The organism is Streptomyces maremycinicus (genome assembly GCF_001184025.1).
In the GTDB taxonomy this organism is placed as follows: Bacteria; Actinomycetota; Actinomycetes; order Streptomycetales; family Streptomycetaceae; genus Streptomyces; species Streptomyces maremycinicus.
This window is the reverse complement of record NZ_BBYG01000020.1, coordinates 19,063-43,353: the sequence shown is the minus strand read 5'-3', so window position 1 is coordinate 43,353 and position 24,291 is coordinate 19,063. Positions and strand designations below refer to the sequence as shown.

The window sequence follows — 24,291 nt, the reverse complement described above, 5'->3', positions numbered from 1 at the left end:
CCGTCCCCGTGACAGCCGTCCGATCCGATCACTCCTCGGTCCGCGCGAGCCGCTCCTGTAGCCGCGCGTGCCGGAACTGGTAGACGGGGCCCGTCGCCCGCAGCAGGTTGCGGCGGCGGGCGTCCTCCAGGAAGCGCATCAGCCGTACGGGGGTGCCCTCCTCGAAGTGGAGCTGTACGGCGGTGAGGGCGGTCGCGACGGCGAGGTTGCCGACGAGGACCGAGGTGGCGCCGGTCCACAGGGCGGCCGTCAGCGCGAACATCGCGCCGAGGAGCGGGTACTGCGTCCAGGCGATGATCGGGCCGATGTACAGCGCGAGGGCGAACCCGGTCAGCAGCCCCAGGAAGAGCCGCAGCCCTATGTGGTGCCGCCACACGTCCATCGGGCCCACCGACCGGGTGTCCACCACCTGGGGCCGGGCGAACCCCTCCCGCACCTTGTCGTAGCGCCGCCCCGAGCCGGCGGACAGGAGCGGGGTACCGGAGAGGATCTTGTGGCCTCGGCCGGTCACCAGCAGCTCGGAGAAGCCGATGGGCAGCGTCACCAGATACAGCAGCCAGACCGGCGGGCCGGGGTCGAAGACCAGCGGCAGCGCGAGACAGAGCCCGGTCCCCACGAAAAGCCACTGCCCGATGCCGGACCGGATCGTGTCCGGGGTGAAGATGTCGCGCCGGCCGGCACTCGACAGCGGCTGCGGCTCGCTGAACTCCGTGATCCGCACGGCGACGCCGAAGCCGCCCCCGATCGAAGCCAGGACGCCGAGCAGGGCCACCGCCGGAGTCGGGTGGAGACTCCAGGCCATGACCGTGCCGGGCGGCCCGCACACGAGCGTGGACACGATCCACACCGCGATCAGCCGCGGCCGGTGACCCGTCCAGCCGGGAAGGTGCCACCAGCGCAGGTCGTGGCCGCCCTCCTGGGTGAGCCGGGTGGCGAGGTACCGGAGCGTGCGTTCGGCCGTCCGGGCGGAGCAGCGCGGGCGGGGGTGCCCCGGGCGCCGGGTGTAGGCGGCGACGACCGCGTGATCGAGGAGATGGTTCTCGACGGCGGCGCGGGTGGGGAAGCGGGCGGTGTCGAGCAGTTCGTCGACGGGACCGTCGTCGCCGTACACGTCGCGGAGCAGGGCGATGGCCAGAGGCCCGGCGAGCGCGGCGGCGAGCGGCCCGGCTGCGAGCGGCCCGGTCTCCGTGAGGAGCCGCCCGGTGAGCTCCCGCCAGGCGGCGGACGGCGTGGCGGGCAACCGGTTCAGCAGATATCCGGCGGCGTCGGCGGGCCTGACCGGCTGGATCTCCACCGCGAGCGCGCCGCCCAGCCGGGCCTTCTTCGCGGTGAGCACGGCCTCCCTGGACCGCGACACCAGCACGAGCCGGAACGGTGCCGTCTCCAGCGCGCCGACCATGGCCCCGCGCAGCTTGCCGGTGACCTCGTCGAGGCCGTCGAGGAAGAGGGAGACCCGCCCCTGTTCGAGCAACTGCCGCGCCCGGACCCGCCCTTCCCTCCCGTGGAAGAGCGTGTACTCACGGGTCAGCCGGTCGGCGGCCCAGTCGACGGCGGTGTCCTCGGCGGGTTCCCATCCGTCGAGGGAGAGCAGTACGGGGACGGGCACCCGAGCCCGGTCCGCCGGTGTGGCCCGCGCGGCCCGATGGGCGAGCGCGTCGAGGAGCAGCAGCACGGCGGCGGCGGTCTTCCCGGCGGCCGGCGGCCCGACGAGCAGCAGCCGCCCGGAGGCCAGCCCGCCGTAGACGCCGTGCAGTTCGGCCGCCCCGCCGCCGTCGCGGAGCCGCGCCCGGGTGGCCGGGGCGATCCCCGGCAGCGGCCCGAACCGCGCCCGGCCCGCCCCCTCCGCGGTGGCCGCGACGACCCTGCCCGCCACCTGGCGCTCACTCACCCGCCACCGCACGGGCAGCGGCGCGGGCTCCAGCAGCCGCCGCAGCCCGGCCTCCTCCTGCCACTGGGCACCGACGACCCGGGCGAGTTCGTCGGCGACGCTGTCGAGGGGGTCCTCGGCGGCCGGAGCCGCGTGGTGATGGACGTGCTGGACGTTGAGGACGTTGTGATCCCCGGCCTGGAAGGCGGTCGGCCCGTGGAAGGTGTTCCCGGAGACCTCGCCGGAGCCGGGAGTGCTCTCAGCCCCGGAGTCGGTCATCCGCCGGACCCGAAGTGGTTCTCCTGCCGGTTGTGATCGCCGGTCTGCACGGCGGTGGGCCCGTGGAAGGTGTTGCCGCTGACGACACCACGGGCCGGCCCGCCCTCGGTACCGAACTCCTTGCTGAGCTGCACGAGTCGCTCGACGAGCCGGGCTCGTTCGTCGTCCGCGAGGGTGTCGAGCAGCGAGGCGAACTCCCCCTGCCACAACACCGCGTGCACCGCCCGCACCCGTTCGCGCTCACCCTCGTCGACGGCGTTCAGCACGGCTGCGGTCCGGTCGAGCCGCTCGATCGCCTCCTGTTCGGCGTCGGAGTCCCCCCGCCCGACCAGCCGGGCACACCGCACCCGGAACCAGGCCCAGCCGTCCGTCCCGGCCGCCTGCACGACGGCCATCCCCCCACCGGCCGCGGCCGCGGTCAACGCTTCGCTCAGCACGTCGGATCCCCTCCCCGTGTTCGCCCCGGCCAGCTGCTGCGCGGACGGGACAAAGCGCATGCTACCGACGGGAGTTGGGGGCGGCCCGGCGTTCCGATCACCGGAGGGGAGAATCGCTGGATGACAGCGAACCCGAGGGCGCGGTCCATGCGGCGAACACCGCTCCTCTGGCTGGTGCTCTCGGCACTGTCGTGCGTGGGGTCGTTCCTCACGTGGATATGGGGCGCCTGGTCCGGCGGCCTGGACGTGGCGGAGACCTGCACGCTCCTGAAGGGCCAGAAGTACGACGACGCCTACCGCGCGGAGCACTGGCGCGAGCCGTCACGGATCTTCCCGCTGCACAACAGGTGCAACGCGTCGTACGACCTCGTTCCGCCCTGGGTCAACCCGACGCTGGTCGTGCTGGCGCTCCTCACCGCGGGCTCCCTGATCATCGGCGTGGCCCTGCTGATCTCAGCCGCCCGGCGGGCAGTCACCCGATACCGGGCCCGATACCGGGCCCGATACCGGGCCCGATACCGGGCCCGATACCGGGCCCGATACCGCGCCCGAAACCGTGTCCGTCTCGACGACCGCCCGGGCGACCGCCCGACGCCGCCGGGCTGATCCGTCCGCGGGGCCGCGACCGGGCCCGGCCACCAGCCCCCGCAGCCGACGCTCGGCCGGCCGCTCGACGCAGTGATACGCCAGGGCGGCGAGGGCCTGGCTGACGACCAGCACCCCCGCCCAGAACAGGAGCGTCCCGCCACCGGGCGCGGGCCTGCCCCACGCGAACACGGCCACCCGGATCACGATCTCGTGGAGGAGATACCAGGCGAACGACCAGTGCCCCAGCCTGACCGTCCAGCCCCCGCCCAGCCCGGTCCGCCGCCCGTCCAGGTCGGCCCGGGCGGCGGCGCAGATCAGGGCCGCGAAGAGCGGCGCGGAGAGCAACTGGGAGGCGGAGTAGGGGCTGTACCAGACGGCATCCGGCACCGCGCCCGACCACGGGATCAGCACCAGATGCCAGCCGACGACGAGCCCGACGGCCACCGGCAGCGACACGGGCGGCCGCCACCCGCGCTTCAGCGCCAGTCCGGCCACCACCCCCAGCACGAACTGAAGGGACCGGGTCAGCGGCAGATAGTCGAGCGCCCAGGTACGCGTGGTGGCCGACAGCCCGGACAGTCCGACCCACAGCAGCGGCGCGACGAGGACGACCCCGCCCGCGGTCCACGCCCACACCCTGGCCCGCCGCGTGCCCAGCACGGCCAGCAGCACGGGAAGGGCGAGATAGAACCAGGCCTCGTCACTGAGCGACCAGGCGGCGGGATTGCCGCCGGTGAAGATCACGGGCTGCGGGAACCACGCGTGGACGAGCAGCAGGGTCGCCACCACCGCCCCGACCGACACCCCCCGGTCCATGACCGCCCACCACACCCCGACGGACGCCCCCACACTGACGGCGAGCAAGGGCCAGACCCGAGCGAACCGCCGCCACAGAAAAACCCGGACGGCGACCCCCGCCCCCGCGTACGTCCAGGCGAGCACCACCCCCGACAACACGAAGAAGAACGTGACCCCACTACGCCCGTACCGGACGACATCACCGACCCCCGGCACGCTCCCCACCTGCCGCGACAGGTGATACATCACCACCAGCAACGCGGCCCAGAACCGAAGCCCGGTGAGAGAGGGCAGCCGATCGCGGGTGGCCGCGGGGGTGGGGGACAAGGGGGATCCTTCATCGTCGAAAACCGCGAGGCTAACATCGCGGTACGACGGCATCGCACCGGTACGGCCGACCGGCACCTTGGTGCGGCCGTCCTTCTGATCGGTGCCGCGGGATTCCATGGGGGTGGACATGCGTCGCTGGGAGAAGGCGTTGCTGGCGGTCGACCGGGTCCTGGGAACGGGCGCGCCGCCTTCCCGCCTGGAACTGGCGGCGGCTCGCCATCCCGTGCGCGTCGGCGCGACGAGCGGAACTGTGATGGCGGTGTCGATCGCTGCGGTCCTGTCCGGCTTCGACGATCCCGTTGTTCTGCTACAGGCTGCCTCGACAGGGGCAGGGCTGGGGCTGCTCGTCTGGGCCGCGTGCCGCAATGCTCGATGGCTGCATGCCTATTACACGCGGACCGGTGGATACGAGGAGGTGCGGCAGAAGGCACTTCGGGCGAAGCCGCTCTCGCGGCGAGCGGTCACTCTGCGGGTGCTCGGAGCGTGGGCCGTTCTGTCGGGGATGTTCTGGCTGATCGCTCCTCATCAAGACCTTCCCAGGGGATGGCTGTGGTCCCCCGGTTTCGGGGTCGTGGCCCTCGCGCTGTCCTGCGTGGCTGCCTGGCTGAAGCGGAAGGGTTCTCGAACGAACGAGCCGTGACAACACTCGCTCGATTCCGCCTCGTCGGGGTCGGGAGTGGTCGGCCGTAGGGGTTTGTCACCCGTGTCGGGATCGCCGAGGCCCCCGCCCCCATCGCCGTCCGCGACTCCAAGACCCCGGCGGGCCCGATACTCGCCATCGAGCCCGCCGCGTTCTCCGCCTTCCTCGCCTGGACCGGTGGTGGCGCTACAGGCGCTGGATGATCGTGCCCGTCGCCAGGGCGCCGCCCGCGCACATGGTGATCAGGGCGAACTCCTTGTCCGTGCGTTCCAGTTCGTGCAGGGCCGTCGTGATGAGGCGGGCGCCCGTCGCGCCGACGGGGTGGCCGAGGGCTATCGCTCCGCCGTTGACGTTGACCTTGGACAGGTCCGCGTCGAAGATCTGCGCCCAGCTCAACACCACCGACGCGAAAGCCTCGTTGATCTCGACCAGGTCGATGTCCTTCAGGGACATGCCCGCCTTGCCGAGAACGGCGCGGGTCGCGTCGATCGGGCCGTCCAGGTGGAAGTGCGGGTTGGCGCCCACCAGGGCCTGGGCGACGATCCTCGCCCTCGGCTTCAGTTTCAGGGCGCGGGCCATCCGCTTCGACGCCCACATGATCGCCGCCGCGCCGTCCGATATCTGCGACGAGTTGCCGGCCGTGTGGATCGCCGTCGGCATGACCGGCTTCAGGCGGGACAGGGCGTCGAGCGAGGTGTCGCGCAGGCCCTCGTCGCGGTCGACCAGGCGCCACATGCCCTGGCCCGCCGCCTGCTCGTCCTCCGTCGTCGGGACCTGGACGGCGAACGTCTCGCGTTTGAAGCGTTCCTCCGACCAGGCCGTCGCCGCCCGGTTCTGGGAGAGGAGACCCAGGGCGTCCACGTCCGACCGGCTCAAGCCCCGGTTGCGCGCGATGCGTTCGGCCGCCTCGAACTGGTTGGGGAGGTCGACGTTCCACTCGTCCGGGAAGGGTTTGCCGGGGCCGTGCTTCGAGCCGGAGCCGAGGGGCACGCGGGACATCGCCTCGACTCCGCAGCTGATGCCCACGTCGATGACGCCCGCCGCGATCATGTTCGCGGTCATGTGGCTCGCCTGCTGCGAGGAGCCGCACTGGCAGTCGACCGTCGTCGCGGCCGTCTCGTACGGCAGGCCCACGGTCAGCCAGGCCGTGCGGGCGGGGTTCATGGACTGTTCACCGGCGTGGGTCACCGTGCCGCCGACGATCTGCTCGACCGCGTCGGCGGGGATGGCGGTGCGGCCGAGTAGTTCGCGGTAGGTCTCGCCCAGGAGGTAGGCGGGGTGCAGGTTGGCGAGCGCGCCGCCGCGCTTGCCGATGGGGGTGCGGACTGCTTCCACGATCACGGGTTCGGCGGCCATGGGTGCGGATCCCTTCGGAACTAGTACGTGTTCTAGTTCTCTGCTGTGTGCAGTCTGCTGACGTGATGTGCGTCACCGCAAGGGTCTTGCAGGCTCGAGGGTCCTGAACTACCTTCACGACAATCTGTTTCTGATGAACCGTCAGATACCGTCAGATCGCATCGTCCGATGGCTGGAGCCGCCGATGCCCTGTCCAGAGCTTCCCGACGGATTCGACTTCACCGATCCCGACCTGCTTCAGCACCATGTGCCGCTACCGGAGTTCGCGGAGTTGCGGCTCGCCGAACCGGTCCGCTGGATCCCTCAGTCGGGCAATGTGGCCGGCTTCCAGGACGACGGCTACTGGGCGGTGACCCGGCACGCGGACGTCCGGTACGTCTCCACCCACCCCGAGATCTTCTCCTCCTACCTCAACACCGCGATCATCCGGTTCAACGAGCACATCGAACGGGATTCCATCGACGCCCAGCGGCTCATCCTGCTGAACATGGATCCGCCCGAGCACACGCGCGTGCGGCAGATCGTGCAGCGCGGGTTCACGCCCCGGGCCATCCGGGCGCTGGAGGAGCGGCTGCGCGACCGCGCCACGGCGATCGTCGACCGCGCCCGCGCGCAGGACGGTTCCTTCGACTTCGTCACGTCCATCGCCTCGGAGCTGCCCCTCCAGGCCATCGCCGAGCTGATCGGCGTACCCCAGGACGACCGCTCGAAGATCTTCGACTGGTCCAACAAGATGATCGGGTACGACGATCCCGAGTTCGCGATCACGGCCGAGGTCGGGCAGCAGTCCGCCGCCGAGATCCTCGCGTACTCCATGAACATGGCCGCGGAGCGGAAGCAGTGCCCCGCTCACGACATCGTCTCGACGCTCGTGGCCGCCGAGAACGAGGGCAACCTCAACTCCGACGAGTTCGGCTTCTTCGTGCTGATGCTGGCCGTCGCCGGGAACGAGACGACCCGGAACGCCACCACCCACGGGATGCACGCCTTCCTCACCCATCCCGAGCAGTGGGAGTCGTACAAGCGCGAGCGGCCGGACACCGCCGCCGAGGAGATCGTGCGGTGGGCCACACCCGTCATCGCCTTCCAGCGGACCGCGACCCAGGACACCGAGCTGGGCGGGAAGCAGATCAGGAAGGGGGACCGGGTCGGTCTCTTCTACGCCTCCGCCAACCGCGACCCCGAGGTGTTCGAGCGGCCCGACGAGTTCGACGTCACCCGGGACCCGAACCCGCACCTCGGCTTCGGCGGCGGCGGGCCCCACTTCTGTCTCGGCAAGTCGCTCGCCGTGCTCGAGATCAACCTCATCTTCAACGCCATCGCCGACGCCCTGCCCGACCTGAGGCTCGTGGGCGATCCCCGGCGGCTGCGGTCCGCCTGGATCAACGGCGTGAAGGAGCTTCGGGTCAGCGCCGGGTGAGGGACCCGGCCGGGGGTGCCGGTCCCCGGCGGTCCTGGTCAGGCCAGCGCTCCGTCGGGTCGCCGGTGCCGTCGGCCCGTCCACGGCCGCAGCTTCTCGGGGTTGCGGACGGCCCAGTTGTGCGTGATCCGGTCGTCCGCGATGTCGAAGGAGTACACGGTCACGACGACGCCGTCCTGCCGCGCGACCAGGCCGGGCCGGCCGTTGACGGTGCGCTCCACGATCGTCAGGTCGGCGAGTCTGTCGACCAGTTCGACCAGGCCGCGCGCGAGCTGTCCGGCGTCCTCGAACCGGCGGCGCACGGTGGTGGCGAGGCCGCCGCCGTCGCCGGTCGCCGTGACGTCCGGGTCGAGGAGGCCGATCAGGGCGTCGATGTCCTTCGCCTCCCAGGCCCGCCTGAAGTTCCTCACGACGGCGGCCTGCCGCGCGGTCGGGGGCGCGGGCGTGCGTGCGGCGCGGAGGCGTCGGCGGGCCGACGAGGCCAGCTGACGGCAGGCCGCCGGCGTACGGCCGACGATGTCGGCGACTTCGGCGAAGGGATAGCGGAAGACGTCGTGGAGGACGAACGCGACGCGTTCGGCGGGGGTCGTCGACTCGAGGACGACGAGGAAGGCCATGGTGATCGACTCGTCGAGGGTGACGCGGTCGGCCGGGTCGACGGCGCCGCCGCCCGTCCGGCCCCCCGACCACTCGCCGGATCCCGGCAGCGGCTCGGGGATCCAGTCGCCGATGTAGTTCTCCCGCCGGGCCCGTGCCGAGTTGAGCAGGTTGAGGCAGATGCGGCCGGCGACCCTGGTCAGCCAGGCGCCGGGAGAGTCGATGGCGCGCCGCTGCTCCGGGGACAGGGTGTACCAGCGGGCGTAGGTCTCCTGCACGGCGTCCTCGGCCTCGGCGAGGGAGCCGAGGAGCCGGTAGGCCACGTTGATCAGTTGACGCCGCTCGCTCATGAGCGTGCTCAGACCCGGGTCGGGGTGGCCGTCCCGCGGGATGGATGGGGTCGTCATGGTGTCGCCGGCTCCCTCGGTCGCGTCATCGCTCATCACTTCGACGAGACGGCGCCCGCGAACGTGACGTCGGCGTCCCGCCTCACATTCCGAGCACCTGCGTTGTCGGAGCGGTGAGACATCCATCAGGACGAAGGAAGGACGAACTCGCCATGTCCACGTCTGCCACGAGCGACACGACGACGAGCGACACGACAGCCGAGGTGACGGTCGAGGCGGCGCCCGGCGGGAGGACCGAGGTGACGGTCGAGGCGGCGCCCGGCACGGCGCCCGGTTCGCCGACGGCCGGCACGTCGGCGGAGCAGGGTGACGCCGTCCGGTCGCGTCTGCCCGACCTCACTCACCTCTTCCCCGAGCTGTCCAAGCTCTCCGGAGCCGTCCGGGGCGCCGTCTGGAACGGGCCGGTCGCGAAGACCACCATCAACCTGATGCTGTTCCGCGCCGCACAGATCGTCGGCAGCACGTACCACGCCGTCGCGTTGACCGACAGCCTGCGCAAGGCGGGGGAGAGCGAGAAGCGCATCACCGCCGTGGCGACCTGGCAGGGTGCCCCCTATTTCACCGACGCCGAACGGATCGCGCTGGAGCTGGTGGAGGCCGTCCTCACCCCCAATCCCTACGGGGAACGCGTCTCCGACGAGCTGTTCGCCAGGGCGGCGGAGCTCTACGACGACGAGGAGCTCTGGATGCTCACCATGGCGATCGGTCACTTCTCGCTGTTCGTCCCGGTCGCTCTCATCGCCAAGCCGATCCCGGGCCGGCCCATCGGGAAGAACTACAGCGAGGGACACCGCGCGGACCGGTGACACGACGAGGGCGCGGATCGGTGACCCCGCGAGGGCGGGGGGCCGGTGGCCCCGCGAGGGCGAGGGGCCTCGGTCATTCCCTGCCGGAGGCCGTCAGCGCCAGGACCGCCGAGGTCGTGGCGGCCACCAGCAGCGGGATCGCCAGGTCGTTGTGGAGCACCAGGGCCGCGCCCAGTACGGCGCCCGCGAACATCGCGGCCACGGATGCCGTACGGCGGGACGAGTGCCCGCCCGTGCCGCCGCCCGCCCGGGAGTCGGAGGCCAGGCCGGTCAGGGTCATCGTCACGACGGTGGTCGTGCCGAGGTCGCGCACCGCGAGTCTGCGGACGGTCGCGTTGCGCAGTCCCATCGCGAAGGCGGTCAGGGCGATGATCGTGTAGACCGTGGCCGGGGCGTCGTCCGAGGTGACGGACGCCACGGCCGCGGCGACGGCCAGCAGGGGCGCCTCCACGCCCAGCATCACCCGGGCGGATCTGCGGCGTGAGCTCCCCTCCGTCCGTCGCGCCATCCGCCCGCCGGTCGCCGCGCCCGCGAGGAAGCAGGCGAGTGAGGTCGCCGTGTGCGGCACCGAGAAGCCCGGGGCGCCGGCGGCGGCGAAGCCGAGGACGACGACGTTGCCGGTCATGTTGGCGGTGAAGACATGCCCCAGGCCGAGAAAGGTGACCGCGTCGATCAGGCCGCTCATGGCGGTCAGGGCGAGGAGGACGGGGACCAGCCGGACGCCGCCGCGGGCGTCCGGGTCCGCGGAAGAAGCCGAAGAAGCCGAAGGCGGCGAAGGCTCTGAGGGCTCGGTCGGGGGCTCGGTGCCGGTCATCCGCTCAGTTGAGCACGGCAAGGTGAGGAAACGCCGAAGGCGGCGGCCCCGGGGATCGGGGGCCGCCGCCTTCGACGGGTGCGGGGGCGCTGGTCAGCGCGGTGGCGTGGCTCAGTACCAGCCGTTGGCCTGCCAGAAGTTCCAGGCGGCGACCGGGCTGCCGTAACGCGAGTTCATGTAGTCCAGACCCCACTTGATCTGGGTCTTGGCGTTGCTCTTCCAGTCGGAACCGGCCGAGGCCATCTTGGAGGCCGGCAGGGCCTGGACGAGGCCGTAGGCGCCGGAGGAGGCGTTGGTGGCGGTGACGTTCCAGCCGCTCTCGTGCTTCACGATGTTCGAGAAGGCCTTGTACTGAGCCGCGTTCGGGATCATCTTGTGCGCGATCGCCTGGGCCTGGGCGGCGGAGGAGGGCGTCGCGGCGTGGGCGGGGGCGGCGGACAGCGCCATCCCCGCGGTGGCGGCGGCCACGGCGATGCCGGTGAGGGCCTTCTTGGGGGAAGCGATGCGACGGATGACGGAGACGGACACAGAGAACCTTTTCCTTCGGGGACGATGGCGGTCGCTTGCATGCCGGAGTCACGCGGTGCGTGGCCGCACCGTGTGGTTGCGGTGGGTGGCTGCATGCCGTGGTGCCTGAGTCCGTGGACCCGGTGGCACCCTGCGACGTCATCCAGAGAAACAGGATCGGGCGCCGTCCGCAAAGACCCCTTTTGCTAGTTGTGGTCGTATTCGGGGGGTCGGTGCTCCGTGTGAGCTGGCTCTCAATGCCCAGGTCAGACCCCGTTATGGCATGGGCATGGCGTCCGGTTTGTCCGACTACGTCGGATAGTAGGTGATGTGGGTCATGTGGGGTGCTTCACCGGTCAACGGCCCTCTGGGCCCTTCCGAGGGGCCTCGAATGTGACCGCGGTCTCGAAGGCCGCGCGGCGGGTCGCTCTGCGTAGCGCCCTGAGCACCGCCGGACCGAGGGTGAGGGTCAGCAGGACCGTGACCACCGCCCGCCCCAGGTCCCAGCCCAGCGAGGTCGCCACGCAGTACGCGGCGAAGCGGGCCAGGTTCCCCCGGACCGTCCCGTCCGGGTCGAAGGCGACACCGGAGGCCAGCGCCCCCATGAAGGGCCACCCGGCCATGTTCATCGCCGTCCCGTACGCGAAGGCGGCCACGAAGCCGTAGGCCGCGAGCAGGGCCCATTCGGCACGGCCACGCAGCCGCTCGGAGCCCGGCAGCAGGCCCGCGCCCATCGTGAACCAGCCCATCGCCAGCATCTGGAACGGCATCCACGGGCCCACCCCGCCCGTCAGCAGCGCGGACGCGAACATCGTGACCGAGCCGAGGACGAAGCCGAAGCCCGGGCCGAGGACCCGGCCGCTCAGCACCATGAGGAAGAACATCGGCTCGATGCCCGCCGTCCCCGCGCCGATCGGACGCAGCGCCGCGCCCGTCGCGGCCAGCACACCCAGCATCGCCACGGCCTTCGCGCCGAGCCCCGACTCCGAGATCGTCGCCGCCACGACCGCGACCAGCAGCACCAGCAGGCCCGCGAACAGCCAGGGTGCGTCCTGGGCATGGGCGTTCAGCGCCGAAGCGGGCGGGGCCAGGAAGGGCCAGCCGAACGCGATCACGCCCACCGCGCCGACCAGTGCCAACGCGGCGAGCGAACGGGGGCCGAGATGTACGGGACGCCGCCTCGCGGGCATCGTCATCGCAGGGCCTCCCGCCGCAGCGCCTCGCGCACCTGCGCGACCGTGAGCCATTTCTGCGGGGCCAGGATCTTCGTGACCTGGGGGGCGAAGGAGGGGGAGGAGACCACCACCTCCGCGGTGGGGCCGTCGGCGATCACCTCTCCCTCCGCGAGCAGCACCACGCGGTGGGCCAGTTCCGCGGCCAGCTCCACATCGTGGGTGGCCAGGACGATGGCGTGCCCCGCGGCGGCGAGCCCGCGCAGGACGGCGACCAGGCGCGCCTTCGCGGCGTAGTCCAGACCGCGGGTCGGCTCGTCCAGGAGGAGAAGGGGCGGGCGGGCGGTGAGGACGACCGCCAGCGCGAGGGTGAGGCGCTGGCCCTCGGAGAGGTCGCGGGGGTGGGTGTCGTCCGTGATGCCGGGGAGGAGGTCCGAGACCAGGGCCCGGCAGGTGCCGGGGGCGGCGCCCGCGTCCCGGTCGGCGGCCGCGCACTCGGCGGCGACCGTGTCGGCGTACAGCAGGTCGCGCGGCTCCTGCGGGACGAGACCGGCGCGGCGTACGAGTTCCCGGGGCGGGGTGCGGTGCGGCACCAGACCCCCCACGCGGACCGTTCCCGCCGACGGCTCGACGAGGCCCACGAACGTGTTGAGCAGCGTCGACTTCCCGGCGCCGTTGCGCCCCATGAGGGCGACGGTCTCGCCGGCCCGGACGGTGAGGTCCACCTCGCGCAGCGCCTGGACCCGGGCCCGGCGCACGGAGAGGGCCCGAGCCTCGACGGCGGCGACGGGCGTGGTGGGGGCGGCGGTCGCGACGGGCGCGACGGCCGTGGTGAGAGCGGACGGGGCGGACGGGGCGGACGGGCGCGGACGCCTGCGGAAGGGGGAGAAGCGCGGGCGGGGCGGCGCGGGAGCCGGTGGAAGAGACCGGTCCACGTCATCCGCACGGTCCGCGGGGTCTTTGGGGTTTGCGTGATCCGCAGGGTCCGCGGGGTCTTCGGGGTCTACGGAGGTCTCGGGGTCCGCACGGTCTGCGGGATTCGTGTGATCCGTGCGGTCCCTGCGATCTGTGGGGCCCGTGTGATCCGCGCGGTCTGCGTGATCCGCGTGATCCGCACGGTCTCCGGGACCCGTGTGATCGGCACGGTCCCCGGAGTCCGCGTGATCCGCTTCCGTCAGGCGTTCCCGCAGGTCGGCCGCTCTGCGGCGGGCGTCGCGGACGGTCAGGGGGAGCGGGGACCAGCCCGCCAGCCGGCCCAGGCTCACCACCGGCGGGAACACCGGGGACACGGCCATGATGTCCGCCGGGGCGCCGAGCAGCGGGGCCGCGCCGGGCGAGGGCAGCAGGGCGACCTGGTCGGCGTACTGGAGGACGCGTTCCAGACGGTGTTCCGCCAGCAGCACGGTCGTGCCGAGGTCGTGGACGAGGCGCAGGAGGACGGCGAGGACCTCCTCGGCGGCCGCCGGGTCGAGCGCGGAGGTCGGCTCGTCCAGGACGAGGACGCGCGGGTGCGGGGTGAGGACCGAGCCGATCGCGACCCGCTGCTGCTGGCCGCCGGAGAGGGTGGCGATGGGGCGGTCGCGCAGGGCGGCCAGGCCGAGCAGATCGAGGGTCTCCTCGACCCGGCGGCGCATCACCGCCGGCGGCAGCCCCAACGACTCCATCCCGTAGGCGAGTTCCTCCTCGACGGTGTCCGTCACGAAGTGCGAGAGCGGATCCTGCCCCACCGTCCCCACGACGTCGGCGAGTTCGCGCGGTTTGTGGGTGCGGGTGTCCCGGCCGGCCACCGTGACGCGACCGCGCAGGGTGCCGCCGGTGAAGTGCGGGACGAGGCCGGACACCGTGCCGAGGAGCGTGGACTTCCCCACGCCCGACGGGCCCGCCAGGAGCACGAGTTCGCCCTCGGGGACGGTGAGGTCGACGTCGCGGACGGTGGGTCCGGCGGCGCCGTCGTACGTCACGGAGACGTTCTCGAAGCGGATCACGACGGCTCCTTGTGCAGGAACGCGGGCAGCAGGCCGAGGAGTACGGCCGCCGCCGGCCAGAGCGGGAGGGCGGGGGCGGTCAAGGGGACCACACCGGGGTGCAGGGCGGCCGGGTCGCTCGACGCGGCGACGGTGAGGAGGGCCGCGACCGCGGCACCGGACGCGGCGGTGAGACACGCCCGCGGGGTCCAGCGGTCCGGACGGTAACGGGTGCGGGGGGAGCGGCGGCCGCCCAGCCGCAGCCCGGCGAGGGCCGCGAGGACCCCGGCGAACAGCACGGGCAGGCCGTAGCTGCCGCCCGCCGCGGTGAGCAGGCCGTACGTTCCCGCGCAGACGCCGAGCAGACCGCCGAGCGTGAGGGCGGCGGTCGTCCGGCGGACGGGGGCCGGGACGTCGGCGGTACGGCCGTAGCCGCGGGCGTCCATCGCGGCGGCGAGGGCGACGGAGCGTTCCAGGGCGCCCTCCAGGACCGGCAGGCCCACCTGGAGCAGGCCGCGCAGACCCGTGTCGGGGCGGCCCCGCAGACGCCGGGCGGCGCGCAGGCGGTGGACGTCCGCGATGAGGTTCGGGGCGAAGGTGAGGGCCACGACCACCGCCACGCCCGTCTCGTACAGGGCGCCGGGGAGGGTCTTGAGGAGGCGGGAAGGGCTGGCCAGGGCGTTGGCCGCTCCGACGCAGACCAGCAGGGTCGCCAGTTTCAGGCCGTCGTAGAGCGCGAAGAGCAGACCCTCGGCCGTGACCGCCCCGCCGAGCCGGATGCCCTGCGCCCAGTCGGGGAGCGGGACTTCGGGGAGCGTGACGAGCACCTGCGTACCCGGGATCGGCGAGCCCAGGGCGACGACGAAGACCAGCCGGATGACGAGGACGGCGAGGGCGAGCTTGAGGAACGCGGAGTAGGAGCGGGACCAGGGGGTGTCGGGGCGGCACGTGGTGACGACGTAGGCGGACACGGTGAGCAGCAGACCGAGGAGGAGCGGGTTGGTGGTGCGGGTGGCGGCCGTGCCGAGGCCGAGCGCCCACAGCCACCATGCGGCCGGGTGGAGCGCGGTGCGTGGTGTGCGGGGGCGGCCGTCGGCCATCCGGCCGTCAGCCATCCCTGCGGGATCCTCGCCGCCGGGCCTGCCGCACCGCCGCCGCGCCCAGGACCGCCACGACGGCCGCGCCCGCGTACAGCCCCACGGACGGCCCGCCGTCCCCCTTCTCGTCCTTCTTCTCCTCCGCCTTCGGCTCCGACTCGTTCGCCGGGTCCGGCTCCGCGGTGGACGTCGGCCCGTCCGTTCCCGGCGCCTGCCCGGACACCTGCTCGCCGCAGCCCGTCTCCGGATACCCCGCGATCGCGCAGAGCAGGGCGTTCGTGTCGTAGCGCAGGGGCTTGGCGACCGAGGCGAGTGCCTCGGCCGTCGTCGCGTCGGACGGGACCCGGGCGCAGGCGGTGCGGGGCGACGGCGGGGTCTCGCCGCTCGGGGCGTCGGCCGCCGTGCCGAAGTCGATGACCAGGGCCACCCGCTTCGTGCCGTCCCGCTCGGGGGTCTTCGCGCAGATCGCCGCGAAGGAGGCCGCGCCGCGCGGCTGAGAGGCGTCCCGGGAGTCCGCGCTCACGGCGAACCGGAAGCCCTGGACGTCGCCGTCGGCGGGGCGGGCGGTGGAGGGGCCCTGGGTGGCGTACGTCCAGCCGTCGCCCGAGCGGTCCCAGAAGGACCAGTAGCGGTAGCCGGCGGCCTGGGCCGGCTGAACCGCGCCGGTCAGCGACAACAGCAGCGCGGCGAGGACGAGGGCGGCGCTCCGGCGCGTCACGGCTGCTGCTTCCTGCCGCGGCCGCTGATCAGGAAGCCGATGCCGATACCGGCGACGAGGAAGACCCCGACGGTCCACCAGACGCCGTAACCGGCGTCCGAGTCGTCCTTCTTGTCGTCCTTCTTGTCGGCGTCGGCGGCCTGATCGGTGGCCTTCGCCGTGGCCTGCGGGGCCGGACCCGTCGCGTCGAGCTGCGCGACGAGGTCGGCGCCGCCGAAGTCGCGGGGGTCGGCGCCCATGGCGTGGGCCGCGAAGATGAGCTGGGCGTAGGCGGCGGGGCCGCTCTGCTTCGCCCAGGCCGCGGAGTTCTGCTCGAGCCAGGCGAGGGGCTTCTTCGCCTGCCCGGTCGCACCCTGCGCGGCGAGGGCGACGACGGCGTCGGCGGTGTTGCCGTAGTCGGGCTGCTCCTCGGCGCCGGGCAGCGCGGACTTCAGGTAGCCGGTGTCGCGGACCTGGCTTTCGAGGAAGAACGCGCCGTTGCGGGCGAGCCCGCTCGGCGTGCCCGCGGTGGTGGAGTCGCAGGCGGGGGCCGCCGACGTCTTGCCGGCCGTCGTCACGAACCCCTTGCCGAGGACGCCGAGCACGCCTGCCGCCGTCGCGTCCGCGTTGGCCGCGAGGGCGCCCTTCTTGTCCGGCTGGTACGCGAACGCGCCGCCGTCGGGCTCGACGTCGCACTTGATGGAGAGCTTGAGGAGAGCGTCGTACGACGACTTGCCGCCCTTGCGCACCTCCGAAGGCTTCTCCCCGGCCGCCGCCATCGCGCCCGCCACCACGGAGGTCGAGTTGGCGTCGCTCGCTCCGCCGGGGGTGTAGCCCCAGCCGCCGTCGGCGTTCTGGACCGACTTGAGCCAGCTGACGGCCTTGTCGGTCGCGGCCTGGTGACCGCCCAGCGCGGTCAGCGCCTGGACGGCCGCCGCCGTGCTGTTGGTGTCCACCATCAGCTTGGCGTCGCACGCCTTGGTGGTGTCCGCGCGGTACGCGGCGAAGGCGCCGTTCGCGCACTGCTGGCCGGTCAGCCAGGCCACGGCCCGGTCGGCGGGGGTGACGCCGGTGGTCCGCTGCGCCAGCAGGGCCAGCGACTGGCGCCAGACGCCGTCGTACGTCGGATCGGTGGTGCCGTACAACCCGTCGGGTATCGCCACCGACGGCGTGGGGGACGGGGTGGCGGCGACGGCGGGGACAGCGGCACCCAGCACGACGGTGACGGCTGCCAGAGCAGCGGCGCTGCGGCGGATGTTCATGATCGGCGGGTGCCTCTCCCGGTCGGTGAGGTCACGCGGCCGGGCGGCACGGGACATCCCGGCGGCTCGGCTCCGTATACCTCGACGGTGCCGTGCGGCGGCGGGCCTGCCGACGCACGTGAGCCGGTCACGGTCCCGTACCGGGCGATCCGGCTTGCCGCCGCGCCGACTTGGACGGCTCGGACGGCTCACGGTTGCGGGTCAGCGCCGGAATTGCACCGGCTTCCCCCCGTACGGGCGTGATGACGACGCGGCCACTCTACCGGCAGGTAGCGGAGCGCCTGAGGGGCGCCTGTGAAAGCGCCCCGCAGACACCGGAACCCTCCCCCGACACGGCCTCGATCCCGGCCCGGTATCGGTACCGGCCCTCGATATGTTCGGGCCATGACCAATACGGGGAGGGCGTCACGCGAGCTGCCGGGCGGGCCGCGGACTGGGTTGCCGGGTGAGCTGTCGGACGGATCGCGAGCTGGGCTGCGGGGTGAGCTGTCGGACGACCCGCAGGCTGGGCTGCCGGACGGACCGCAGGCAGAGCCGCCGTACGGTCCGCAGTCTGAGCCGCCGTACGGACCGCGGACTGAGCCGACGGGCGGTCCGCAGACTGAGTCGCCGTACGGACCGCGGACTGAGCCGACGGGCGGTCCGCAGACTGAGCCGCCGAGTGAGGTGCCGGGCGGGCCGCAGGCCGAGTCGCCGGGTGGGCTGCCGGGTCGGCTGCTCGGCTCGGGTCGGACGGCCGACGTGTACGAGATCGACGCGGCGTGGGTGCTGCGGCGGGACCGGGAGGGCTGGGAGGACTCGGCCCTCCTCGCGGCGGTGATGTCCCACGTGCGCGAGCACGGCTACCCCGCACCCGCCGTCCGGCCCACCGGCTCCCGCGCCGACCTGGTGATGGAACGGCTGGAAGGGCCGACGATGCTCCAGGCGTTCGCGGCCGGGACGCTGGACCCCGCGGAGGCGGGGGCCGTCCTCGCCCGGCTGCTGCGCGAGCTGCACGCCCTGCCCGGACGGGTCTCGGCCGACGCCCGCGTGCTGCACCTGGACCTCCACCCGGACAACGTGATCCTCACGCCCGACGGCCCCCGGGTCATCGACTGGGCCAACGCGGGGGAGGGTGACCCGGGGCTCGACTGGGGCATGTCCGCGGTGATCCTCGCCCAGGTCGCCGTCTCCGGCCTGCCGCTCGCCGACCCGGCCCGGGCGATGCTGACCGCGCTGCTCGCCGACCCCTCCGACGTCACCGAGGAGGGCCTGACGGAGGCCCTGCGCCGACGGGCGGCCAACCCGACGATGAGCCGCGCGGAGACGGAACTCCTCGGCCCGGCGGCTGAGTTGATCAGAGCGACGGTGGGCCGGCCGGACCGCTAGCCCGCCCGCCAGACCGTCATGTCCGCGGTCAGGAAGGCGATGTCCGGCAGCGCGGTCGACTTCACCTGGATCACCAGCAGCGCGATGTCCCCGGACGGGTGCCTGACGCAGATCTCGCTGCCGGCCGCCGCCGCGGCGAGGGGGAGCCGGTGGCTCTCGGCGCCGGTGAGGACGATCCGGCAGGAGTCGAGGGAGCCGCCGGGATCGCCGTACACCAGGCCGAACACGCTGGTGTCGCTCTCCAGCGCGCAGCCGGTCTCCTCGCAGGAGAAGCGGATGTCCCCCTTGGCGTCCTCGCGCCGGACCGGCTCCTTCACGTCCAGCGAGGTCTTCGCGTCCAGCCACTGGAGGGGATACGCGGTGGCCCGCGGCGTCGCGGGCACGGTCGTGGAGGGGGCTGCCCCCTCCACCCCCCGGTCCCCGGACGACGTCGATGACGACGACTCCGAGGACTCCGAGGACTCCGAGGGCTCCGAGGACTGGGCGGACCCGGTCGGACCGGGCGTGGCGGACGACGCGGTGGTGTCCCGGTGGCGCAGCCGGTCCGCCGCCTCCACCACGGTCCACACCAGGCCGCTCAGCACCACCGCACCCGCGGTCACCGCGGCGGCCGTGACCAGCGCGGCGCGCCGGCGCCTGCCCGGCCGCCCGTCCGGCCCCGTCAGCTGCGACCGCACCGGCGCGAGCAAGGGCGTCGCGGGCGGAGGAGCCGTGTGCGGGGGCGCCTCGTGCGAGGGCACCTTGCGCGAAGGCCGCGGGATCAACGGCAGCGTGTGCACCGGGGTGGGATCGGGGACCGGAGGCGGAACGGCCACCTCCGGCCCGGTGACGTCCCGCCAGACGGCCGGTCCGGCGCCTGGGCCGGTGTCTGCGTCCAGGCGTCGCCTGCACCACTCGACGACCTCCGTCGGGGTGGGCCGTTCCTCCGGATCGGCGGCGAGGCAGCGGGAGATCATCGGACGGAGCGGCTCGGGCAGCGGCGACAGGTCGGGTTCCGAGTGCACGATCCGGTACAGCACACTGACCGAGGGGCCGTCCCCGTACAGCGGCTCGCCCAGGGCCGCGAACGCCGCCGTCTGGCCGAGCGCGAACACGTCGGTCGCCGCGGTGACCTCTCCCGCGGTCGCCTGCTCGGGGGCCATGAACTGGGGCGTGCCGACGGCGAGGCCGGTGGCGGTGTTCGACGTGAGGTCGGTGGCCAGCGAGATGCCGAAGTCGATCACGCGCGGCCCGTCGGCGGCCAGCAGAACGTTCGACGGCTTCAGGTCCCGGTGCACGATTCCCGCGTCGTGGATGGCCTGGAGTGCCTCCGCCACCCCCGCCATCAGCCACAGCACCGCGGGCACCGGCAGCGGTCCACGCCGGCCGACGGCCTCCGCCAGCGAGGGTCCGGGCACGTACAGCGTGGCCAGCCAGGGGGGAGCGCCGTCGGCGTCGGCGTCGATCAGTTCGGCGGTGTACGCGCCGCGGACCCGCCGGGCGGCCTTGATCTCCCGGCCGAACCGCCGCCGGAAGGCCGGGTCGTCGGCCAGCTCCGGACGTACGACCTTGAGCGCCAGCGGCCGTCCGCCCTGCGTGTGCGACAGATAGACCCGGCCCATGCCGCCCGCACCGAGCCGGGCGGCGAGACGGTAACCGCCCACCAGGGACGGATCGTCCGCCTGGAGCGGCTGGAACGCCTCAGTGGCGTGCTGCATCGGCTCTCATCCCCCTGAATCCCCCTGGATCCCCCTGATCCCCTGACCCGTGATCCATCGACCCCGTGATCCATCGACCCCGCGATCGATCGACCCCGTGGTCCGACGATCGGATCGGATCAGCAGCCTACGCGGATTCGCCGGACCCACCGAGATCACCGGGACCACCGGTATCCGGCGGGAGAGGGAACCATGAGGGTGATGGTGCCAAGGGCATTGGTACCGACGGTGTCGGCCGCCGCGAGCGATTCACACCGCCACGTACGTCACCGGGTCGCTCCCGGTCACCGCCTCCGCGCGTCCCTGCTTCACCAGTCGCCGCAGATGCGCCTCGGCCTCCGACACCGCGATGTTCCGTGAGCCGTAGGGGATCTGCGGCCAGGGGCGGTTCCACTCCATGCGTTCCGCGAGCTGCCAGGGGGTGAGGGGGGCGGCGAGGAGGGCGAGCAGGCCGGTGAGACGGTCCTCGTGGTGGGTGAGCAACTCCCGTACCCGGAAGGGCGCGTCGGTGAAGGCGTACTGGTGGGCCGGGAGGATCTCCGCGGGGGCGAGCCGGCCGACGCGTTCGAGCGAGTCGAGGTAGTCGCCGAGGGGGTCGGTGACGGTGGCGTCGTCGGGGTCCTCGTACAGGCCGATGTGCGGGGTGATCTCCGGCAGCAGGTGGTCGCCGGAGAACAGCCGCCCTTGGCCGGGGAGTTGCGAGGGATGCTCCTCCTCCAGGTGGAGGCAGACATGGCCGGGGGTGTGGCCCGGCGTCCAGATCGCGCGCAGGCGGCGGCCGGGGAGGTCGAGGAACTCGCCGGGGACGATCTCGCGGTCTGGGAGGGCGGGCGCCGGCCCGGGGAAGGGCCGCCGCCGGGCGGGCGGCGTCCGCAGCGGGGCGATGTGCTCCTCCGGGGCGCCGGCGGCGGTGAGCTTCGCCGCCATGTACGTGTACCAGCGGTCGGGGCGCGTCTCGCGGGTCCGCCGCACGATCGAGGTGTCCGCCGCGTGCATCGCCACCCACGCCCTGGAGGCCTCCCGCACCCGGCCGGACAGGCCGTGGTGGTCGGGGTGGTGGTGGGTGATCACGACTCCGCGCAGCTCGGCGACGGAGGTGCCGCACGCGGCCAGCCCCGCGGTCAGCGCCTCCCAGGACGCCGGGTCGTCCCAGCCGGTGTCGATCAGGACCGGCCCCCGGTCGGTGTCGACGACGTACACCAGGGTGTGCCCCAACGGATTGTCCGGGATGGGCACCCGGAGCGACCGGACACCGCCGCCGTGGTCGTACGTGGTGGGTTCGCCCTGACTGCTCTTCATCTGCCCTCCGTCACACGGCCATTGCCCACTATAACTAGAACTGGTATCAGTTCCTGAAACACCGTCAGAAACGTAGACGAAGGCAGTGGCCATGGCCGAGCTCGTGGAACACGGACAGCTGTTCATCGGCGGGGAACTGACCGACCCCCTGGGTAAGGACGTCATCGAGGTGGTCTCGCCGCACAGCGAGGAGGTCATCGGGCGGGTGCCGCACGCGTCGGCCGGTGATGTCGACCGGGCGGTCGCGGCGGCGCGGCGGGCCTTCGACGAGGGGCCCTGGCCGCGGTTGTCGCTGGACGAGCGGATCGCCGTCGTCACCCGTATCAAGGACGGCATCGCGCTGCGCCACGAGGAGATCGCCCGGGTGATCTCCTCCGAGAACGGCTCCCCGTACTCCTGGAGCGTCCTCGCGCAGGCCCTCGGGGCGATGATGGTGTGGGACGCGGCGATCACCGTCGCGCGCGGCTTCGCCTTCGAGGAGCGGCGCGACGGCGTGCTCGGGAAGATCCTCGTGCGGCGGGAGCCCGTGGGGGTCGTCGCGGCCGTCGTCCCCTGGAACGTCCCGCAGTTCGTCGCCGCCGCCAAGCTCGCGCCCGCGCTGCTCACCGGCTGCACGGTGGTGCTGAAGCCGTCGCCCGAGTCGCCGCTGGACGCGTATCTGCTCGCCGAGATCGCGCGGGAGGCAGGGCTGCCGGAGGGCGTGCTGTCGATCCTGCCGGCGGACCGCGAGGTGAGCGAGTACCTGGTCGGGCATCCGGGCGTCGACAAGGTGTCGTTCACCGGCTCGGTCGCGGCCGGCAAGCGGGTCATGGAGGTGGCGTCCAGGAACCTGACGCGCGTGACCCTGGAGCTCGGCGGCAAGTCGGCGGCGGTCGTCCTGCCGGACGCGGACCTCGCCACGGCCGTCCCCGGGATCGTCTCGGCCGCCTGGATGAACAACGGGCAGGCCTGTGTGGCCCAGACCCGCATCCTCCTGCCGCGCTCGCGCTACGACGAGTTCGCGGACGCCTTCGCCGCCGCGGCGGCCGCGCTGGTCGTCGGCGACCCGCTGGACCCGGCCACCCAGGTCGGCCCGCTGGTGGCGCAGCGGCAGCAGCGCCGGAACCTCGACTACATCCGGATCGGGCAGGAGGAGGGCGCGAAGATCCTCACGGGCGGCGGGCGCCCGGCGGGTCTGGACCGCGGCTGGTACGTGGAGCCGACCCTGTTCGGCGACGTGGACAACTCCATGCGGATCGCCCGCGAGGAGATCTTCGGGCCGGTGATCTGCCTGCTGCCCTACGGCGACGAGTCCGAGGCGCTGCGGATCGCGAACGACTCCGACTACGGGCTCAGCGGCAGCGTGTGGACGGCCGACGTCGGGCACGGCGTCGAGGTCGCCCGGCAGGTCCGTACCGGGACGTACTCGGTGAACACCTTCAGCCTCGACATGCTCGGCCCGTTCGGCGGCTACAAGAACTCGGGGCTGGGGCGGGAGTTCGGGCCCGAGGGCTTCGGCGAGTACCTCGAGCACAAGATGATCCATCTGCCGGCGGGATGGGAGGGGTGAGCCGGGTGGAGGTACCGCTCGCGCAGGCGCGGGAGGGCGCGGGGGCGGGGGACCGGTGGCACGTCGAGGTGGACCGGTCCCTGTGCATCGGCTCCGCCCAGTGCGTCCACCACGCGCCGGACGGCTTCCGGCTCGACACCGCGCGTCAGTCCCATCCGGTCGACCCGGACCCGGACGCCAACGAGCCGGTCCTGGCGGCGGCGGAGAGCTGCCCGGTGGAGGCGATCATGATCACGCTGTCCGGCAGCGGGGAGGCGGTCTTCCCGCCGGAGGAGTAGGGGTGAGGGAAAAATCTCCAGAGGGTATTGCGTCAGGTTTATGACGTTTTATCCTGGTAGTGGCCTACGAGGCGAATGAGGGGGTTCGACCGGAGTAGCCGACTTCTGCGAGACGCGAAGGCATCCGCCGGGGCCGACGTCGACGGACGGACCGAGGGATCCGAAGGTCGCGGGACAGGACCTGAAAGAACCCTCGTCGTCTCGTAGGTCCCGTCGTGTCCCGGGACCTCGCCCCCCGGGACCGCGCCCCCCCGGGACCTCGCCCCCGGTCCGCGCCCCCTGACGTGTCCCGGTCCCGCGCTCAGTCGTCGGAGGCGTGGGGGTCCGTCACGTCGATCAGGCGGCACACCGTCTCGATGTCGATCCGTACCTGGGCGATGGAGGCGCGCCCCGACAGCCAGGTGATGAGCGCCGAGTGCCAGGTGTGCTCGATGACGCGGACCGCCGAGAGCTGCTCGGGGGTCGGATCGGTCAGACCCATCGAGTCGAGGATGATCGCCGTCGTCTGACGGGAGACCTGGTCGACCTCCGGCGAGACGCTGCGGTCGGCGAAGGTCAGCGCGCGGACCATCGCGTCCGCCAGGTGCGGCTCGCGCTGGAGGGCGCGGAAGGCGCGCATCAGGGTCTCCGCGACGCGCTCCGCCGCCCGCTCGCCCGTCGGGGGCTTCTTCCTGAGCGTGCCGTGCATGTGCTCCAGCTGGTCCTGCATCGTCGCGACCAGCAGGTGAACCTTGGAGGGGAAGTAGCGGTAGAGCGTGCCGAGCGCGACCTGCGAGGACTCCGCGACCTCCCGCATCTGCACCGCGTCGAAACCGCCCCGGCTGGCCAACTGCGCGCTCGCGTGCAGGATGCGGCGGCGGCGCGCCTCCTGCCGCTCGGTGAGCGGGGAGTGCGCAGGGCGCTGGGGGCTGGCTTCCGCAGACATGGGTCCCGTTCCGTGACAGTCGGTGAGGCTCAGTGGGCACACAGCTCGACGGGGTGGTCGGCCGTGGCGTGAATCACCTGATCCACTGCTCACAGCTCTCCTACCTGCCGGTAGATTCAGAGCCTCCCGAACGATCA

General features: G+C 72.8%; 22 protein-coding genes and 1 riboswitch. Of the genes, 7 read left to right on the top strand and 15 right to left on the bottom strand.

Features of this window, described 5'->3' with window-relative positions; translation table 11 throughout:
• Nucleotides 1-28: 28 nt before the first annotated feature.
• The 3 genes from AOQ37_RS30715 to AOQ37_RS30700 all read right to left on the bottom strand — a co-directional run bounded on the left by AOQ37_RS30715 (nt 29) and on the right by AOQ37_RS30700 (nt 4,296).
• Nucleotides 29-2,146, bottom strand: coding sequence for a hypothetical protein (locus AOQ37_RS30715; protein WP_062649114.1), 2,118 nt, complete (start codon nt 2,144-2,146; stop codon nt 29-31).
• Nucleotides 2,143-2,643: a hypothetical protein gene (locus AOQ37_RS30710; protein WP_159401390.1), complete on the bottom strand. Its 501-nt coding sequence runs from the start codon at nt 2,641-2,643 to the stop codon at nt 2,143-2,145. The genes AOQ37_RS30715 and AOQ37_RS30710 overlap by 4 nt, the downstream gene beginning before the upstream one ends.
• A gap of 393 nt (nt 2,644-3,036) precedes the next feature.
• Nucleotides 3,037-4,296 (bottom strand): acyltransferase family protein, encoded by a 1,260-nt coding sequence (locus AOQ37_RS30700; protein ID WP_234437055.1) that lies wholly within the window; start codon nt 4,294-4,296, stop codon nt 3,037-3,039.
• A gap of 130 nt (nt 4,297-4,426) precedes the next feature.
• On the opposite strand from AOQ37_RS30700, the gene AOQ37_RS30695 reads away from it, so the two are divergent.
• Both AOQ37_RS30695 and AOQ37_RS41900 read left to right on the top strand, forming a co-directional pair.
• Entirely contained in the window at nt 4,427-4,939 is a 513-nt protein-coding gene (locus tag AOQ37_RS30695) for a hypothetical protein (protein ID WP_159401389.1), read from the top strand.
• Nucleotides 4,940-5,010: 71 nt separating this feature from the next.
• The gene (locus AOQ37_RS41900) at nt 5,011-5,142 is read left to right on the top strand and encodes a DUF397 domain-containing protein (protein ID WP_078890440.1); all 132 of its coding nucleotides are present in this window, start codon (nt 5,011-5,013) and stop codon (nt 5,140-5,142) included.
• Here AOQ37_RS41900 and AOQ37_RS30690 read toward each other — a convergent pair.
• Nucleotides 5,126-6,295, bottom strand: coding sequence for a steroid 3-ketoacyl-CoA thiolase (locus AOQ37_RS30690; RefSeq protein WP_062649107.1), 1,170 nt, complete (start codon nt 6,293-6,295; stop codon nt 5,126-5,128). The two genes, AOQ37_RS41900 and AOQ37_RS30690, sit on opposite strands and share 17 nt — an antisense overlap.
• A 184-nt stretch (nt 6,296-6,479) precedes the next feature.
• Here AOQ37_RS30690 and AOQ37_RS30685 point away from each other — a divergent pair, with 184 nt between their 5' ends.
• Nucleotides 6,480-7,715: a cytochrome P450 gene (locus AOQ37_RS30685; RefSeq protein ID WP_062649105.1), complete on the top strand. Its 1,236-nt coding sequence runs from the start codon at nt 6,480-6,482 to the stop codon at nt 7,713-7,715.
• A 38-nt stretch (nt 7,716-7,753) separates the two neighbouring features.
• On the opposite strand, the gene sigJ is transcribed toward AOQ37_RS30685, so the two are convergent.
• Entirely contained in the window at nt 7,754-8,719 is a 966-nt protein-coding gene (gene sigJ / locus AOQ37_RS30680) for an RNA polymerase sigma factor SigJ (RefSeq protein ID WP_062649517.1), read from the bottom strand.
• A gap of 152 nt (nt 8,720-8,871) precedes the next feature.
• On the opposite strand from sigJ, the gene AOQ37_RS30675 reads away from it, so the two are divergent.
• Nucleotides 8,872-9,525, top strand: coding sequence for a carboxymuconolactone decarboxylase family protein (locus tag AOQ37_RS30675; protein WP_078890427.1), 654 nt, complete (start codon nt 8,872-8,874; stop codon nt 9,523-9,525).
• A 73-nt stretch (nt 9,526-9,598) separates the two neighbouring features.
• Here AOQ37_RS30675 and AOQ37_RS30670 read toward each other — a convergent pair whose 3' ends face one another.
• The 7 genes from AOQ37_RS30670 to AOQ37_RS30640 form a co-directional block, all read right to left on the bottom strand.
• Entirely contained in the window at nt 9,599-10,339 is a 741-nt protein-coding gene (locus AOQ37_RS30670; protein WP_062649103.1) for a YoaK family protein, read from the bottom strand.
• A 111-nt stretch (nt 10,340-10,450) separates the two neighbouring features.
• Nucleotides 10,451-10,867, bottom strand: coding sequence for an aggregation-promoting factor C-terminal-like domain-containing protein (locus AOQ37_RS30665; protein WP_062649102.1), 417 nt, complete (start codon nt 10,865-10,867; stop codon nt 10,451-10,453).
• Between the two features lie 335 nt (nt 10,868-11,202).
• Nucleotides 11,203-12,042 (bottom strand): ECF transporter S component, encoded by an 840-nt coding sequence (locus tag AOQ37_RS30660; protein ID WP_062649100.1) that lies wholly within the window; start codon nt 12,040-12,042, stop codon nt 11,203-11,205.
• Complete coding sequence (locus AOQ37_RS30655) at nt 12,039-14,003, bottom strand: ABC transporter ATP-binding protein (protein ID WP_062649098.1); 1,965 nt, start codon at nt 14,001-14,003, stop codon at nt 12,039-12,041. The genes AOQ37_RS30660 and AOQ37_RS30655 overlap by 4 nt, the downstream gene beginning before the upstream one ends.
• The gene (locus AOQ37_RS30650) at nt 14,000-15,097 is read right to left on the bottom strand and encodes an energy-coupling factor transporter transmembrane component T (protein ID WP_062649096.1); all 1,098 of its coding nucleotides are present in this window, start codon (nt 15,095-15,097) and stop codon (nt 14,000-14,002) included. Before AOQ37_RS30650 ends, AOQ37_RS30655 begins: the two co-directional genes overlap by 4 nt.
• On the bottom strand, nt 15,090-15,797 hold the full coding sequence (locus AOQ37_RS30645) for an SCO2322 family protein (protein ID WP_062649093.1): 708 nt from the start codon (nt 15,795-15,797) through the stop codon (nt 15,090-15,092). The genes AOQ37_RS30650 and AOQ37_RS30645 overlap by 8 nt, the downstream gene beginning before the upstream one ends.
• Nucleotides 15,794-17,038 (bottom strand): SCO2321 family membrane protein, encoded by a 1,245-nt coding sequence (locus tag AOQ37_RS30640; protein ID WP_062649513.1) that lies wholly within the window; start codon nt 17,036-17,038, stop codon nt 15,794-15,796. The genes AOQ37_RS30645 and AOQ37_RS30640 overlap by 4 nt, the downstream gene beginning before the upstream one ends.
• A gap of 131 nt (nt 17,039-17,169) precedes the next feature.
• Nucleotides 17,170-17,266, bottom strand: a riboswitch (cobalamin riboswitch).
• Nucleotides 17,267-17,740: 474 nt separating this feature from the next.
• On the opposite strand from AOQ37_RS30640, the gene AOQ37_RS30635 reads away from it, so the two are divergent.
• Entirely contained in the window at nt 17,741-18,406 is a 666-nt protein-coding gene (locus AOQ37_RS30635) for a phosphotransferase (protein ID WP_062649511.1), read from the top strand.
• On the opposite strand, the gene AOQ37_RS30630 is transcribed toward AOQ37_RS30635, so the two are convergent.
• A complete protein-coding gene (locus tag AOQ37_RS30630; RefSeq protein ID WP_062649091.1) occupies nt 18,403-20,103 on the bottom strand; it encodes a serine/threonine-protein kinase in 1,701 nt (566 codons plus the stop codon). The genes AOQ37_RS30635 and AOQ37_RS30630 overlap by 4 nt on opposite strands.
• A gap of 249 nt (nt 20,104-20,352) precedes the next feature.
• The gene (locus AOQ37_RS30625) at nt 20,353-21,402 is read right to left on the bottom strand and encodes a Strvi_7410 family MBL fold metallo-hydrolase (RefSeq protein ID WP_062649089.1); all 1,050 of its coding nucleotides are present in this window, start codon (nt 21,400-21,402) and stop codon (nt 20,353-20,355) included.
• 91 nt (nt 21,403-21,493) lie between these two features.
• Here AOQ37_RS30625 and AOQ37_RS30620 point away from each other — a divergent pair, with 91 nt between their 5' ends.
• On the top strand, nt 21,494-22,951 hold the full coding sequence (locus AOQ37_RS30620) for an aldehyde dehydrogenase (protein WP_062649087.1): 1,458 nt from the start codon (nt 21,494-21,496) through the stop codon (nt 22,949-22,951).
• A gap of 5 nt (nt 22,952-22,956) precedes the next feature.
• Entirely contained in the window at nt 22,957-23,229 is a 273-nt protein-coding gene (locus tag AOQ37_RS30615) for a ferredoxin (protein WP_234437053.1), read from the top strand.
• 301 nt (nt 23,230-23,530) lie between these two features.
• Here the strand turns inward: AOQ37_RS30615 and AOQ37_RS30610 are convergent, their stop codons facing one another.
• On the bottom strand, nt 23,531-24,154 hold the full coding sequence (locus AOQ37_RS30610) for a TetR family transcriptional regulator (protein WP_062649083.1): 624 nt from the start codon (nt 24,152-24,154) through the stop codon (nt 23,531-23,533).
• Between the last annotated feature and the right edge of the window lie 137 nt (nt 24,155-24,291).